At 40.4% G+C, this 14,512-nt stretch carries 17 protein-coding genes; 16 read left to right on the forward strand and 1 reads right to left on the reverse strand.

Annotated features, from left to right (window positions below; translation table 11 throughout):
- The first annotated feature begins 202 nt into the window (after positions 1-202).
- The 13 genes from AC3WTB_RS18735 to rsmI all read left to right on the forward strand — a co-directional run bounded on the left by AC3WTB_RS18735 (position 203) and on the right by rsmI (position 9,342).
- The gene (locus AC3WTB_RS18735; protein WP_024425620.1) at positions 203-394 is read left to right on the forward strand and encodes a sigma factor G inhibitor Gin; all 192 of its coding nucleotides are present in this window, start codon (positions 203-205) and stop codon (positions 392-394) included.
- 128 nt (positions 395-522) lie between these two features.
- Positions 523-1,137: a 5-bromo-4-chloroindolyl phosphate hydrolysis family protein gene (locus AC3WTB_RS18740; RefSeq protein ID WP_073979330.1), complete on the forward strand. Its 615-nt coding sequence runs from the start codon at positions 523-525 to the stop codon at positions 1,135-1,137.
- 18 nt (positions 1,138-1,155) lie between these two features.
- Complete coding sequence (locus tag AC3WTB_RS18745) at positions 1,156-2,220, forward strand: toxic anion resistance protein (protein ID WP_366207065.1); 1,065 nt, start codon at positions 1,156-1,158, stop codon at positions 2,218-2,220.
- A 75-nt stretch (positions 2,221-2,295) separates the two neighbouring features.
- Positions 2,296-3,705, forward strand: a complete 1,410-nt coding sequence (locus AC3WTB_RS18750) for an aminotransferase class I/II-fold pyridoxal phosphate-dependent enzyme (RefSeq protein ID WP_144490961.1) — start codon at positions 2,296-2,298, stop codon at positions 3,703-3,705.
- On the forward strand, positions 3,702-4,340 hold the full coding sequence (tmk, locus tag AC3WTB_RS18755; RefSeq protein ID WP_039175875.1) for a dTMP kinase: 639 nt from the start codon (positions 3,702-3,704) through the stop codon (positions 4,338-4,340). Before AC3WTB_RS18750 ends, tmk begins: the two co-directional genes overlap by 4 nt.
- A gap of 79 nt (positions 4,341-4,419) precedes the next feature.
- Positions 4,420-4,749 carry a cyclic di-AMP receptor DarA gene (gene darA, locus AC3WTB_RS18760; protein WP_024425625.1) on the forward strand — a complete coding sequence of 110 codons (330 nt, stop codon included), beginning with the start codon at positions 4,420-4,422 and terminating at the stop codon, positions 4,747-4,749.
- 12 nt (positions 4,750-4,761) lie between these two features.
- Entirely contained in the window at positions 4,762-5,202 is a 441-nt protein-coding gene (locus AC3WTB_RS18765; RefSeq protein ID WP_039175878.1) for a YaaR family protein, read from the forward strand.
- Positions 5,203-5,213: 11 nt separating this feature from the next.
- A complete protein-coding gene (holB, locus tag AC3WTB_RS18770; protein ID WP_492334094.1) occupies positions 5,214-6,203 on the forward strand; it encodes a DNA polymerase III subunit delta' in 990 nt (329 codons plus the stop codon).
- A gap of 2 nt (positions 6,204-6,205) precedes the next feature.
- Entirely contained in the window at positions 6,206-7,033 is an 828-nt protein-coding gene (ricT, locus tag AC3WTB_RS18775) for a competence/sporulation regulator complex protein RicT (RefSeq protein WP_024425628.1), read from the forward strand.
- A gap of 14 nt (positions 7,034-7,047) precedes the next feature.
- Positions 7,048-7,401 (forward strand): DNA replication initiation control protein YabA, encoded by a 354-nt coding sequence (gene yabA / locus AC3WTB_RS18780; protein WP_039175883.1) that lies wholly within the window; start codon positions 7,048-7,050, stop codon positions 7,399-7,401.
- 55 nt (positions 7,402-7,456) lie between these two features.
- Positions 7,457-8,200, forward strand: coding sequence for a tRNA1(Val) (adenine(37)-N6)-methyltransferase (locus AC3WTB_RS18785; protein WP_024427205.1), 744 nt, complete (start codon positions 7,457-7,459; stop codon positions 8,198-8,200).
- Entirely contained in the window at positions 8,187-8,486 is a 300-nt protein-coding gene (locus tag AC3WTB_RS18790; RefSeq protein WP_039175889.1) for a GIY-YIG nuclease family protein, read from the forward strand. The genes AC3WTB_RS18785 and AC3WTB_RS18790 overlap by 14 nt, the downstream gene beginning before the upstream one ends.
- Positions 8,461-9,342 (forward strand): 16S rRNA (cytidine(1402)-2'-O)-methyltransferase, encoded by an 882-nt coding sequence (gene rsmI / locus AC3WTB_RS18795; protein ID WP_039175891.1) that lies wholly within the window; start codon positions 8,461-8,463, stop codon positions 9,340-9,342. The genes AC3WTB_RS18790 and rsmI overlap by 26 nt, the downstream gene beginning before the upstream one ends.
- Before the next feature lie 44 nt (positions 9,343-9,386).
- Here the strand turns inward: rsmI and abrB are convergent, their stop codons facing one another.
- Positions 9,387-9,677: a transition state genes transcriptional regulator AbrB gene (gene abrB, locus AC3WTB_RS18800; RefSeq protein ID WP_087975202.1), complete on the reverse strand. Its 291-nt coding sequence runs from the start codon at positions 9,675-9,677 to the stop codon at positions 9,387-9,389.
- Between the two features lie 514 nt (positions 9,678-10,191).
- On the opposite strand from abrB, the gene metG reads away from it, so the two are divergent.
- The 3 genes from metG (at position 10,192) to AC3WTB_RS18815 (ending at position 14,488) form a co-directional block, all read left to right on the forward strand.
- Complete coding sequence (gene metG, locus AC3WTB_RS18805; RefSeq protein ID WP_492334095.1) at positions 10,192-12,192, forward strand: methionine--tRNA ligase; 2,001 nt, start codon at positions 10,192-10,194, stop codon at positions 12,190-12,192.
- A gap of 81 nt (positions 12,193-12,273) precedes the next feature.
- A complete protein-coding gene (locus AC3WTB_RS18810) occupies positions 12,274-13,041 on the forward strand; it encodes a TatD family hydrolase (RefSeq protein WP_058838218.1) in 768 nt (255 codons plus the stop codon).
- A gap of 244 nt (positions 13,042-13,285) precedes the next feature.
- On the forward strand, positions 13,286-14,488 hold the full coding sequence (locus tag AC3WTB_RS18815; protein ID WP_039175900.1) for a G5 and 3D domain-containing protein: 1,203 nt from the start codon (positions 13,286-13,288) through the stop codon (positions 14,486-14,488).
- Positions 14,489-14,512 lie beyond the last annotated feature (24 nt).

Genomic DNA, 14,512 nt, shown 5'->3' on the forward strand with positions numbered 1-14,512 from the left:
TTCCCCCTGTGAGAGTAGGACGCCGCCAAGCTTCTATCAGGATCAGTTCCATTTGGAACTGGTCTTTTTTGTGTTTTAAGAAAAGGAACAAACACTCGATCTGACATGGATACATATACTAAACTACCATCTAAAACATTCTTAATTTTGTATACAATTGAAAGCGCTAGGGCATACTGAAGCTATAAGTGGAGGTGTCACAATGAGCAAAAAAGAGCGAGAAGCGATTTGTTTGATTTGTGAAGAGAAAAAAACAAAGGGAATTTATTTATATCATCAGTTTTTGTGCCGAGAATGTGAGCGAAAGTTAATTTCTACATCGACCTCGGATCCCAGCTATGCCGATTATGTTAGAAAGCTTAAAAATCTTCATACGCCGCCTTTGTATTCATAGACCATTAGATGGTCTTTTTTTATGAGCCATGAAGGATTGGGCCTGTTTTTTGGAACTTAGTTTGGACATCATCCGTAATTAATAATAAGATAAACAGAGAGCCTGATTATTCATAGGAGTCGATGAACATGAAATCAATTTTTTATACATTTATATGGGCCATCCTCTCTACTTTTTTTTCGCTTGTGATTTTAACCGTCAGTATTGGGGTTTTCCATCATCATGTTGGATTATCGATACTGTATGCGATGGTGGGGTGGGGCGTGATGTTTGCAGGGAGCAGGTGGGTTGCTTTCCAGTTGTTTTTAAAGAAACACGGACTGTCTCGTAGTGATTATGTATATATCAAACAGCATTTAAAAGAAGCAGGACAAAAGCTTGTACGTTTAAAGAAAGCTTTATTTGCTGTGAAAAACGTACAAACGATCAAACATAATTATGAAATTCTCAGACTTGCACGACGAATCTATACGATTACAAAAAAAGAGCCGACTCGGTTTTATGATGCACAGCGTTTTTATTTCGAAAGCTTGGATTCTGTTGTTGAACTAACTGAAAAATATGCACTATTGTATAATCAGCCTGATCGCAGTCATGAGCTGGAAATGACACTTAGCCAAACTCGAGTGACGCTGACAGAGCTGCAAAAGCAATTGACGAATGATTTGCAGCAAGTATTAGGAAGAGACATAGAAGCTCTTCATATTGAGCTTGAAGTGGCAGATAAAATGATAAAGAAATAATGAAAGGAGTCAAACGCAATGAAACCAGAAGATCACATCCGATCATCAACTGCTTCCACTACAGATCTTCAGTTTCAGGTGTTTGATACCTTATCTGATGAGGAGAAACAAGAAGCCATACAGCGTGCCGAGCAGATCCCTGACAATCCGCAAAAGCTGCTTTTCTATGGTACACGTGTTCAGGAACGATTATTGGAACAATCACAACAAATGATGAAATATGTTGAGAAAAAAGATATCGATCAAATAGGAGATGTGCTTGAGGCCTTTTTGCACCAGCTGCATATAGTAGAACCTGAGGATTTACTGCCAAAGAAGCAGGGCTTTTTTTTGAAGTTGTTTCAGCGGGAGAAGCGTTCTACTCAGGAAATCATATCGCGTTTTCAACATGCAAAATCACAGATCGAGAGATTATCAGCAAGACTTCGTTACGCAAAAGGCGGATTAATCTCGGATCATATGTTATTAGAGCGTTTATTTGAAGAAAATCAAACTTATTTCCAAGAGATGACGATGCAGGTTGCAGCAGTTGAAGCGAAAATGACAACTTTAGAAAAGCAGATCATATCAGATACACAGCATATTGGTAATCGGACTATAGAGGAGCAAATGATGAGTCAGGAATTCAATGCAGAAGAGTATATGGAGAGGTTGAAGGAACGGAAATATGATTTGCTGTTAAGCCGGCAAATTGCGTTGCAATGTAATGCCCAAATTAGAATGATCCAGCATACGAATCATACATTGGCCAATCACATTCAATCAACTGTTTCTGCATCCATTCCTCTATGGATCAACCAAATGTCGATTGCGTTAACGCATATTCAGCAGCGTGCCAATTCAGCTCTTCAGAATCGTATCCAAAAAACATACGAAAAGGTATCAAAGCAGCAGGGAGAACTTCTTGAAGAAGCAGCTTTTGCACCTATAGATACGTTGAAAAAGGTTCAACGCCAATTAGCAGAAACCTTACAGGAAACGTTACAGGTGAAAGAGCATGGAAGCCAAGAGCGTGCTCAATTGAAAAACAGCATGTATGAGGCAGAACAGCAGCTGACAAATCACCAGCCAATAAAGGAATGAGAATCCATCTTTCGGTTCCCTTGTATGAACGTTATAATAGACATAAGATATCGAAAGTGAAAAGGATCGATTTGTTTGAAAACACCTTTATATACAGCATTAGTACAACATGCGGAAAAGAAACCTTATTCTTTCCACGTTCCAGGACATCACAATGGAGATGTCTTTTTTGATGAGGCACGGACTTATTATGACTCAATTCTTCAGCTGGATGTAACAGAGCTTGAAGGATTAGATGATCTTCATCATCCAACTGGTGTGATTCAAGAGGCTGAACATTTATTGGCAAAGCTATATGGATCAGATCAAAGCTTTTTCCTTGTGAATGGGACAACTGTCGGAAATTTAGCGATGGTGATGACAGCCTGTCGTGCGGGAGATGAGATTTTTGTCCAGCGAAATTGTCATAAGTCTGTTTACCATGCGATTGAGCTTGCAGGAGCAATGCCTATTATGGTAGAAGCTGAGATAGATCAACATCTACATGTTCCAACACATGTGACAGATGAAACAGTCAAAAAAGCCATAGCCAAACATCCTAATTGCCGGGCGATCGTTTTGACTTATCCGAACTACTATGGTCATGCAGCTGATTTATCAAAACTGATTCACATGTGCCACGAAGCAGGCATGATCGTTTTGGTTGATGAGGCACATGGTGCACATTTTGTATTAGGCGGCGCTTTTCCTCCATCTGCTCTTTCCTATGGAGCTGACGTGGTGGTACAATCAGCACATAAAACCCTTCCAGCCATGACGATGGGTTCCTACCTTCATCTTCAGGGGGGACGAATGGATGCAAAACGTTTGAAAACATTCCTCACGATGCTTCAAAGCAGTTCTCCATCCTATCCAATTATGGCCTCATTAGATGTGGCAAGGGCCTATGTCGAGGAGATCAAGAAAAAAGGAATCCTGGATGGAATGATGAAAGGGCTGGCAGAGCTGAAAAATGAGTTCAACCGTATACCTCAGCTTGAAGTAGTCGAGTCTGAATTGCTTTCTAACGATCCTTTAAAATGTGTGATTCGATCAACAAAAGGGCTGACGGGTTATGAACTAAAACGAGTGCTTGAATCAGTGGAGGTTCACCCAGAGCTTGCGGACGAACATCAGGTTTTACTTGTCTTTGGTTTAGAACAGAAGAAGGATATTCCTTTTAACCGAATAGAGCAGGCCCTTAATCAAAGCAATTCATTTATCAAAGGAAAAGATCATATCCAAAGAGAGGCACTGGCTATTGAAAACAATGAGCATAGACAGGATATAGAAGCCGTCCCATTTGAACATGCAGCAGGCCGGATTAGTGCAGAATCGGTTATACCATATCCACCGGGTATTCCTTTGATCGTAAAGGGAGAACGTATTGAAATCGATCAAATCGCGGCTTTAAGCCGTTTGCTTGGACATCAGGTTCATGTTCAAGCGAGTCAGGTGATTCATCAGAGAAAATTATATGTTTATATAGAAGAGGAGACACTATGAGCGGTATGTTTATTACGTTTGAAGGGCCAGAGGGTGCCGGAAAAACGACAGTGATTCGAAAAGTGTATGAAGAAATGGAACGCCAAGGATATGCAGTCATGGCGACACGTGAGCCTGGCGGCATTGACATTGCAGAGCAGATTCGTGAAGTCATTTTAAATGAAAAAAACACAAAAATGGATGCGAAAACGGAAGCTTTGCTATATGCAGCGGCGAGAAGGCAGCATTTGGCTGAGAAGGTAGAACCGGCATTACAGCGCGGGCAGACAGTTTTATGTGATCGTTTTGTTGATAGCTCCCTTGCTTATCAAGGCTATGCGAGAGGGCTTGGGATTGAAGCAGTAAAATCAATTAATGATTTTGCTATCAATGGCACGATGCCGCAAATGACCATTTATTTTTCTATTACACCTGAGGAAGGGCTAAAGCGAATTGATGCCAACCAGGGAAGAGAAAAGAATCGATTAGATATGGAGACGCTGAATTTCCACCAGCTGGTCAGAGAAGGCTATGAACTGCTTATTGCACAATCACCAGAACGATTCCGTGTAGTGGATGCGTCTCAGCCGATGCAGGCTGTCTATGAAGAAGTCCTTCAATTGATTCAGGACACATTAAAGCAAAATCAAATATGACCTAATTCCCAATCGTTGTTATAATATAGAGGAAGACATCGGCATGTCATCTGTGCCTAAAATAAAGGAGGCCAATCAAATGAAATTAATTGTTGCCGTTGTACAGGACCAAGATAGCAGCAAGTTGTTGAAAATATTGACTGAACATCATTTCGGCGTGACAAAATTAGCTTCAACTGGTGGGTTTTTAAAGTCTGGGAATACGACTTTTATTATTGGTTGTGATGATGTCCGGGTGGATAAAGCATTACAGCTTATAAAAGAAAATTGCCGTAAACGTGATCAAATGATCGCGCCTGTATCCCCAATGGGTGGAAATGCAGATTCATACGTACCATACCCTGTTGAGGTTGAAGTTGGCGGAGCTACTGTATTTATTCTGCCAGTTGAACAATTTCATCAATTTTAAGGATGGGTTGCTGTGAAAATTAATCAAGATATGCGGCTGCGTCTAGAAAAGCGTGAACTTCAAGCATTGAAAGGAAACCAGACATCTGCTTCCTTTAAAGCTTCGATGGAGACGCAAAGCGGCAAACTGCGCTTAGAACAGCTGACGGTCATGCTCAGTGATATCGAAGTGTTCGGTAAAAAGCTGGCGAAGTCACGAAACCTAAAGGATTTGGCTAGGTTTAAAGGACTGGTGAAGCGCTTTGTGAAAGAGACAGTCGATAATGGATTAAATATAGAAACATCAAGGAGCTTTGACATTTATGGCAACACACGTACACTTGCTTTAGTCAAAGCCTTAGATGAAAAGCTGATTGAATTAACCGAGGAAATGATGGACCAAGAGAAACCATCTATTGATTTGCTTGAACGTATTGGAGAAATAAAAGGTTTATTGATTAACCTTTACACATAGAGAGTGATAACATGGCAATTAGCTGGGATGACATGAATGATTTGCAGCCGCGCGTCATGCGGCTGATTTTTAATAGTATTGAAAAAGACCGACTTGCGCATGCCTACTTATTTGAAGGGAAAAAAGGAACCGGTAAGCTGGATGCAGCGATGCTGTTGGCTAAGAGCTTTTTTTGTTTGGAATCAGGAGTGAAACCATGTGAATCCTGTCAAAACTGCAAAAGGATTGCATCAGGAAACCATCCCGATTTACATCTTGTGCAGCCCGATGGCCAATCAATTAAGAAGGCGCAAGTGCAGGTACTGCAGGAGGAATTTACAAAAGCGGGTGTAGAATCTCACCGGAAAATGTATATTATTCTTCATGCGGACAAAATGACGGTCAATGCCGCGAACAGTTTATTGAAGTTCCTAGAGGAGCCCAATCGGGAAACGATGGCGGTTTTAATCACTGAGCAATCGCATAAAATGCTGGATACGATTATTTCAAGATGTCAGATGCTCAGCTTTCAGCCGCTGCAGCCACAATCCTTGGAGCAGCAGCTTTTACAAGAAGGCGTATCTCAGCATCTCGCAAGGCTTTTGTCGAATTTAACCAATAATTTAGCAGAAGCACTCGAATTAAGTCGAAATGATCAGTTTGCAGAGTCTAGAGCGAAAGTGATAAAATTGTATGAAGTCTTACACCAGCGAAAAGAACATGCATTTTTTTATATTCAGGATCAATGGATGCCTTTTTTCAAAGAGAAAGACCTTCAAGAAACAGGTCTGGATATGCTTTTATTTATATATCGTGATGTATTGTCGATTCAAATAGGAAATGAAGATAAAGTCATTTATCAAGACTTATTCCAGACAATGAAGCAGCATGCGCTGCATTCCACACAGCAGATGGTGACCAGCCAGATCCTTGCTGTATTAGAAGCGAAAAAGAGACTTCAATCCAACGTGAATGCCCAAGGGCTGATGGAGCAATTGGTGTTGATGTTGCAGGAGGGATAAGCTTGTACAACGTAATTGGTGTTCGCTTTAAAAAAGCGGGCAAAATCTATTATTTCGATCCTAATGGATTTCATATAGAAAATGATAGTTGTGTCATTGTAGAAACAGTCAGAGGGGTTGAGTACGGACAAGTGGTCATCGCCAACAAAAAAGTAGATGAACACGATGTGGTTCTCCCTCTGCGTAAAGTCATTCGTGTAGCAGACGAACGAGACCGGCTCATCGTTGAGGAAAACAAAGAAGCAGCGATGACAGCCTTTGATACATGTCTTCAGAAGGTAAGTGAACATGGGCTGGAAATGAAACTGGTCGATGTTGAGTTTACATTTGACCGCAACAAGGTCATCTTCTACTTCACAGCAGATGGCAGAGTTGATTTCCGTGAGCTAGTGAAGGATCTTGCATCAATCTTCAAAACGAGAATTGAACTTCGCCAGATTGGTGTAAGAGACGAGGCAAAAATGCTTGGAGGCATTGGTCCTTGCGGGCGAATGCTCTGCTGTTCGACATTCTTAGGAGATTTTGAACCAGTGTCGATTAAGATGGCAAAGGATCAAAATCTATCGTTAAATCCTACAAAAATTTCAGGACTATGCGGCCGTTTGATGTGCTGCTTGAAATATGAGAATGATGAGTATGAAACAGCGAAGGAACAATTACCGGATATCGGCGAAACGATTCAGACGTCTAATGGCTCTGCAAAGGTAGTAGGGCTCAATATTTTAGAACGAATTTTGCAAGTTGAATTAACCGGGCAAGAAAAAGTGATAGAATATACATGGGAAGAATTATTACAAGAAGGCGTTGTATCTGCACAAACAACTGAGTAACGAGGTGTGCCACCTTGGATAAAAAGGAACTATTTGATACGGTGATTAATTTAGAAGAACAAATCGGTTCTCTTTATCGCCAGTTAGGTGATTTGAAAAATCATATCGGTGAAGTGATTGAAGAAAATCATCAGCTGCAGATGGAGAATCAGCACTTGCGTGAACGTCTGGATCAGTCCGATCGAGACAAATCGTCTGAGGCAGAGAATGATTCTGCCCAGAAGGCAAGTCATTCTGATATAGGAGAAGGTCATGATAACCTGGCCCGATTATATCAGGAGGGCTTCCATATTTGTAATGTACATTATGGGAGCATTCGTAAAGAGGGAGACTGTTTGTTCTGTCTGTCATTTTTAAATAAAAAATGAGAAAAGGCTTCCGCTGAATCGGGAGCCTTTTTCACAGGAAAAGAAAGGATACATCATGGTTTCGTTAAGAGAAGATGAACGTTTAGATTACCTGCTCGCCGAAGATATGAAGATTATTCAAAGTAAAACTGTGTTTGCCTTTTCATTGGACGCAGTGTTATTAGCTAAATTTGCTTATGTGCCAATCCAAAAAGGGGAAATCATTGACCTTTGTACCGGAAATGGCATTGTGCCATTGCTGCTTTCGACTCGATCTAAGGCCTCGATTACGGGTGTTGAAATTCAAGAACGGCTGTTTGATATGGCCAAAAGAAGTGTGGAGTATAATCAACTTGCGCACCAGATCGAATTGATTCATGGTGACTTGAATGATATGCCGGAACGCTACGGCAACCATAAAGTTGATGTGATTACATGTAACCCGCCATATTTTAAAACACCTTCTAAGGATGAAATCAATGAAAATGAATACTTGGCGATTGCCCGGCATGAAATTCATTGTACATTAGAAGATGTTATTCGTGTTTCTTCCACGCTGCTAAAGCAAGGGGGGAAACTGGCGATGGTTCATCGACCAGGACGGCTGCTTGAGATTGTGGAATTAATGAAGAAATACCGAATTGAGCCAAAACGTATTCAATTTGTTTATCCCAAACAAGGGAAAGAAGCCAATACCATCTTGGTAGAGGGCATAAAAGATGGAAAACCAGATCTGAAAATTCTCCCGCCTCTTTTTGTTTATGGAGAAGACCAGGAGTATACAGATGAAATCAGGACGATACTGTATGGAGAAGCATAATCATTACTTCTATGTATTAAAATGTGCAGATGGCAGCCTGTATGCGGGTTATACAAATGATTTACAAAAAAGATTGATGACCCACAATAGTGGAAAAGGAGCAAAGTATACAAGAGCGAGACGGCCGGTTGAGCTTTTTTATCATGAATGTTTTGCAACCAAAAGAGAAGCCATGCAGCAAGAATATCGTTTCAAAACGTGGACACGGAAAAAGAAAGACATGTATATAGAAGAAATGCGAATGGAAAAGGAGGCGGCACATGAAAAAGACACAGAAAAGCTTTGATGGTCAATCTGACATGGGCATTCTTTATCTCGTCCCAACCCCGATTGGAAATCTAGAAGATATGACGTTCCGAGCGATACAAACGTTAAAAGATGTAGACTATATTGCCGCAGAAGATACAAGGCAAACGAAAAAGCTTTGTCATGTATACGAAATTGATACACCCTTAACGAGTTATCATGAGCATAACAAAGACAGCAGCGGCCACAAGTTAATCGAATGGCTAAAAGAAGGGAAAAATATCGCACTCGTGAGTGATGCCGGTTTACCGACGATTTCAGATCCGGGGGCTGAAGTGGTTCGAGATTTTACTAGCATCGGAGGCTATGTTATTCCGTTACCTGGCGCAAATGCTGCACTAACGGCACTCATTGCATCAGGAATCGCGCCTCAGCCATTTTTCTTTTACGGTTTTCTCGACCGTCAAAAAAAAGAAAAGAAAAAGCAGCTTGAAGCCTTGAAGAAACGCCAAGAAACGGTCATTTTCTATGAAGCGCCCCATCGGTTAAAAGAAACGCTGACTTTGATGAAGGAAGTGTGGGGAAATCGGAACATCGCCATTACGAGAGAACTAACGAAAAAATTCGAAGAGTTTATTCGTGGGGATTTAGAATCTGTGCTGACATGGGCTGCGGAGAATCAAATTCGAGGTGAGTTCTGTCTTGTAGTGCAAGGAAATGATCAAGCTGAAGAAGAGCTGAATGAAGAAGCATGGTGGACGTCCTTATCTGAAAAAGAACATGTGATTCATTACATAGAGGAAGGATTAACGTCGAAGGAAGCCATTAAACGTACAGCTGTCGAACGTGGTGTGCCAAAGCGCACGATATACGATGCCTATCATATTGAACAATAAAGAAAGGTTCTTGCAAACGGTGCAAGAACCTTTTTATATGAAACTTATTTTTGTGATTGAAGTTGGTTTTGGATTTCGTTAATGATTTGCTCTGCACCTTCACGGCTAAGAACTAATTTACCATTAGCAAGTTTAAGGTTATCGTCTGATACTTCACCTGTTACTTGGCAAGTCATGTTTGGTTTATATTTTTTTAGGATAATTTTTTCATCATCAACATAAATTTCCAAAGCGTCTTTTTCAGCGATTCCTAGCGTACGGCGAAGTTCGATTGGAATCACCACGCGTCCTAATTCGTCAACTTTACGTACAATACCTGTAGATTTCATCTTCATTCTCCTCCCAAAAAGTTCTTATTACTAAAATAATATTATCTTCGTCATTATTCGACAAATTCCTTACATTCCTAGCATAACAAGGTTTCCATAAATCGTCAATCATTTTGTTTACTATTGTTTGTAAAATATGACTCTTAAAGTCAAAAGACCTTGAAACTACTGATGTATAAGGATTTTGTAGGCTTTTTCTATGAAAATATAAGAAATGACGAGTTCAGATTAACAAGACTTTTGCCCTAATTTAGCCAATTGTAAATCTGGAAATAGATTTCATACGACAATATTCGACAAAATGTCGACGGGTTTGTCGTTTTTTTCGAAAAACTCATCTTTTTCGATCATTTCATCTCGTTCTATGTATATATGCTTGATCTTAAAGGCTAAGATGGTATCATAGAGAAAGTACAAGCGCAACAAATAATTAAGAAATGCACATTTTAATGATTTCATAACCGCTCTCGTCCATTGGGCGGGAGTTTTTGACATTTACACACACGCAGGAGGTTCCGACATGCCAGAAAAGAAAAAAACGTTTTATCTGACAACACCTATTTACTATCCGAGCGGAAAATTACATATTGGACATGCTTATACGACAGTAGCAGGAGATGCTATGGCTCGTTATAAACGTCTTCAAGGCTATGATGTGATGTATTTAACGGGTACAGATGAACACGGACAAAAAATTCAGCAAAAAGCTGAAGAACAAAATATCACACCAATCGAGTATTTAGATCCAGTCGTTGAAGACATTAAATCATTATGGAAGAAACTCGACATTTCGAATGACGACTTCATCCGTACAACAGAAAAAAGACATACGAAAATCATCGAGCAGGTATTCCAAAAACTTCTTGATCAAGGCGATATTTATTTAGATCAATATGAGGGCTGGTACAGTATTCCTGATGAGACATTCTATACGGAAACACAGCTTGTTGATGTTGAGCGTAATGAGAAAGGGGAAGTCATTGGCGGGAAAAGCCCTGACAGCGGACACCCTGTTGAATTAATTAAAGAGGAATCATATTTCTTCCGTATGAGTAAGTATGCGGATCGTTTGCTCGATTATTACGAAAAGAATCCATCGTTTATTCGGCCTGAATCAAGAAAGAATGAAATGATTAATAACTTCATTAAACCAGGTTTAGAGGATTTAGCCGTATCAAGAACAACCTTTGATTGGGGAATTAAAGTTCCTAACAATCCAAAACACGTCATTTATGTATGGATTGATGCGTTATTCAACTATTTAACTGCGATTGGCTATGGAACAGATCAAGATGAGAAATATAAAAAATATTGGCCTGCCAACGTACATCTCGTAGGAAAAGAAATTGTACGCTTCCATACGATTTATTGGCCGATTATGTTGATGGCATTAGATCTGCCTCTACCGAAGCAAATTTTCGCACACGGCTGGCTGCTCATGAAAGATGGCAAAATGTCTAAATCAAAAGGGAATGTGGTAGATCCGGTCACATTAATTGATCGCTATGGCCTCGATGCCCTCCGTTATTATCTGCTTCGCGAAGTACCATTTGGTGCGGATGGTGTGTTTACACCAGAAGGATTCGTGGAACGTGTAAACTATGACCTTGCCAATGATTTAGGTAACTTGCTTAATCGTACAGTTGCGATGGTCCAAAAATATTTTGACGGCACTTTAAGCAGCTATAAGGGCCCTGTTAATGAGTTTGATGAAGAGCTGAAAGCAGTCGCTGAGCAAACCGTCAAAGCCTATGAAGAGGCGATGGAAAACCTTGAATTCTCTGTGGCTCTTTCAAATGTTTGGACATTAATCAGCAGAACCAATAAATATATTGATCAAACAGCTCCATGGGTGCTGGCAAAGGATGAAACAAAACGAAAAGAATTGCATTCTGTTATGTATCATTTAGCAGAATCACTTCGAATCACAGCAGTCCTCTTAACGCCATTCCTAACGAAAACACCTGAGAAAATCTTCTTCCAGCTTGGAATTGAAGAAGAGAAGCTCAAAAGCTGGGATAGTATCCTATCATTTGGTGCAATTCAACATGCGACGGTACAAAAAGGCGAGCCTTTGTTCCCGCGTTTAGAGGTAAAAGAAGAAGTAGCCTACATTAAAGAAAAAATGCAGGGAAGTGCACCTAAGGTAGAAGAAGAGAAAGTGGAAATCAAAGAAACGGAATTACCTGAGCTGGAAGCTGAGATTGCATTTGATGATTTCTCGAAAGTCGATCTTCGAGTTGCACAGGTATTGGAAGCAGCCCCAGTGAAAAAAGCGGATCGTCTCTTAAAGCTTCAGCTTGATTTTGGATTTGAAAAAAGACAAATAGTCTCAGGGATTGCCAAGCACTATCAACCAGAGGAATTAGTAGGGAAAAAGCTCGTTTGCGTAGCGAATCTTACACCAGTTAAACTCAGAGGGGAAATTTCCCAGGGAATGATTTTAACTGGAGAAACAGGCGGGAAATTGCAGGTTCTTGAAGTAGATCAATCTCTAGCAAATGGAACAAAAATTTTATAAAGCAACAAAGGTGTTCCACGTGTAACATTTCGTCGAACACCTTTTGTTTTTTAGCAGACTTGTCGAAAGGAGCAATCAACAATGTTATTTGATACACATGCCCACTTAAATGCAGAACAATACAAAGAAGACTTAGAGCAGGTGATCGAAAGAGCAAAAAGCGAAAAAGTTGAGAAAATCGTGGTGGTGGGGTTTGACCGTCCGACAATTACGAGAGCGATGGAATTAATTGAAGAGTATGATTTCATATATGCAGCTATTGGCTGGCATCCAGTCGATGCTATTGATATGACAGATGAGGATTTGGCTTGGATTAAAGATTTATCTCAACACGAAAAAGTGGTTGCGATTGGAGAAATGGGTCTGGATTACTATTGGGACAAGTCACCGAAAGATGTACAAAAGGAAGTCTTTAGACGCCAAATTGCTCTTGCGAAGGAAGTGAATCTTCCAATCGTTATTCATAACCGTGACGCAACGGAAGATGTCGTGACGATTTTAAAGGAAGAGGGAGCAGCTGAGGTCGGAGGTATTATGCACTGCTTTACGGGCAGCTTAGAAACTGCAAAAGCGTGTATGGATATGAATTTTTACATCTCATTCGGTGGACCCGTGACATTTAAAAATGCCAAAAAGCCAAAGGAAGTTGTAAAAGAGATACCAAGTGACCGGCTTTTGATTGAAACAGACTGCCCATACTTAACGCCAGTGCCATTTAGGGGGAAACGTAACGAGCCAAGTTATGTCAAATATATCGCAGAACAGATTGCGGAGCTGAGAGAAATCAGCTTTGAAGAGCTTGCCGAATTGACAACAAAAAATGCAAAAAAAGTTTTCCGTATAAACTGACAGTATATGATGTCAATCCTTGTTTAAGCTTGTCCAATTGTGAAACATAACGAAAAAGTTCTACACGTTTGCGCCTCCTCATAGGATAAGTTGTCGATAAGTCTTTCTTCCCTTCTTTCCATAAATCTCCCATAATAGGTTTACAATCGAGCATTTTTGTACAGTGGGTGGAAGGGTTGACAGGTTTTGAGATACTCTATATAATCTCTCCGAGGAGAAGGAGGCGTTTTTCATCGTACAAAAAATGAAAAATCTGTTTTCTGTTAAGCTAGGAAAAGGCAAGGTTTTATTACTAGTTGTTTGCTTGCTTTTAGCTGGAACTGGAACGGCTTACGGTGCGCATGAGCTCACTAAGCAGTCTATTACCATTTCAATCAATGGTAAAGAGAAGACAATTCGTACACATGAAGAGACAGTAGCACAGCTGCTTTCAGACCTTGGCATAAGGACCAAGGCGGAGGATCATATCTCTCCAAGTCTAAATACAAAAATTCAAGACAACATGAACATTGTGTATGATGCGGCTATACCGGTTCATCTGACCCTAGATGGGAAAGAGAAAACGATATGGACAACAGATCAGACGGTTGGAGCATTATTGAAGAATGAGAAGATAGATATCGGGAAGCACGATCAAGTCACTCCAGGAAAGAATGACAAGTTAACAAAGGATATGAAGCTTGTGGTTCAGCAGGCCTTCCAGGTCAGCTTAAATGATGGAGGAAAAGATAAAAAAGTGTGGACCACTTCGACTACGGTCGCTGACTTTTTAAAGCAACAAGAGCTGAAGCTCAAGAAGCACGATAAGATCAAGCCTGCGTTACATAGTAACCTTTCTAAAAAGAGCGCAGATATAAAGATCACTCGGGTGGAAAAAGTCACCGATGTAGTGGAAGAGAAAATTGCTTTTGATACCAAACATAAAAAGGACCATTCTCTTGAAAAAGGGAAAGAGAAGGTACTTAAAAAAGGTGAAGAAGGTAAATTGAAGAAGCACTATGCCATTGTGAAAGAAAACGGCAAAGTGGTGTCTAAAGAATTGATTAAAGAAGTGACCGAAAAAGATAGTAAGGACCGTTTAGTGGCTATTGGTACACAAGTGACCAAAAAGGAGCCTACAGCGTCCCCTGTGGTTTCACGAAGCAATGAGTCTTCAGGAAAAGAATTTTATGTGGCGTCAACAGCCTATACAGCGAGCTGTGCTGGATGTACGGGCAGAACGTCTACAGGTTTTGATTTAAAAGCAAATCCGGGTGCAAAGGTCATAGCAGTTGATCCGAGTGTCATTCCGCTGGGCTCAAAAGTGTATGTGGAAGGCTATGGTTATGCCGTTGCATCAGACACTGGATCTGCTATAAAAGGGAATAAAATTGATGTGTTCGTCCCAAGTAAGTCGGCAGCTTATCAATGGGGAAATAAACGAGTGAAAATTAGAGTGCTCAAATAAACACATCAAATCATTTATATGAAC

The organism is Bacillus sp. EB106-04-04-XG123 (assembly GCF_058791855.1).

Coding starts and splice junctions, on each gene's coding strand:
- AC3WTB_RS18815 (WP_039175900.1), top strand. CDS start 13,286: ATGAAAAATCTGTTTTCTGTTAAGCTAGGAAAAGGCAAGGTTTTATTA.
- AC3WTB_RS18745 (WP_366207065.1), top strand. CDS start 1,156: ATGAAACCAGAAGATCACATCCGATCATCAACTGCTTCCACTACAGAT.
- AC3WTB_RS18740 (WP_073979330.1), top strand. CDS start 523: ATGAAATCAATTTTTTATACATTTATATGGGCCATCCTCTCTACTTTT.
- metG (WP_492334095.1), top strand. CDS start 10,192: ATGCCAGAAAAGAAAAAAACGTTTTATCTGACAACACCTATTTACTAT.
- AC3WTB_RS18735 (WP_024425620.1), top strand. CDS start 203: ATGAGCAAAAAAGAGCGAGAAGCGATTTGTTTGATTTGTGAAGAGAAA.
- rsmI (WP_039175891.1), top strand. CDS start 8,461: ATGAAAAAGACACAGAAAAGCTTTGATGGTCAATCTGACATGGGCATT.
- abrB (WP_087975202.1), bottom strand. CDS start 9,677: ATGAAGATGAAATCTACAGGTATTGTACGTAAAGTTGACGAATTAGGA.
- AC3WTB_RS18785 (WP_024427205.1), top strand. CDS start 7,457: ATGGTTTCGTTAAGAGAAGATGAACGTTTAGATTACCTGCTCGCCGAA.
- darA (WP_024425625.1), top strand. CDS start 4,420: ATGAAATTAATTGTTGCCGTTGTACAGGACCAAGATAGCAGCAAGTTG.
- AC3WTB_RS18790 (WP_039175889.1), top strand. CDS start 8,187: ATGGAGAAGCATAATCATTACTTCTATGTATTAAAATGTGCAGATGGC.
- holB (WP_492334094.1), top strand. CDS start 5,214: ATGGCAATTAGCTGGGATGACATGAATGATTTGCAGCCGCGCGTCATG.
- tmk (WP_039175875.1), top strand. CDS start 3,702: ATGAGCGGTATGTTTATTACGTTTGAAGGGCCAGAGGGTGCCGGAAAA.
- AC3WTB_RS18810 (WP_058838218.1), top strand. CDS start 12,274: ATGTTATTTGATACACATGCCCACTTAAATGCAGAACAATACAAAGAA.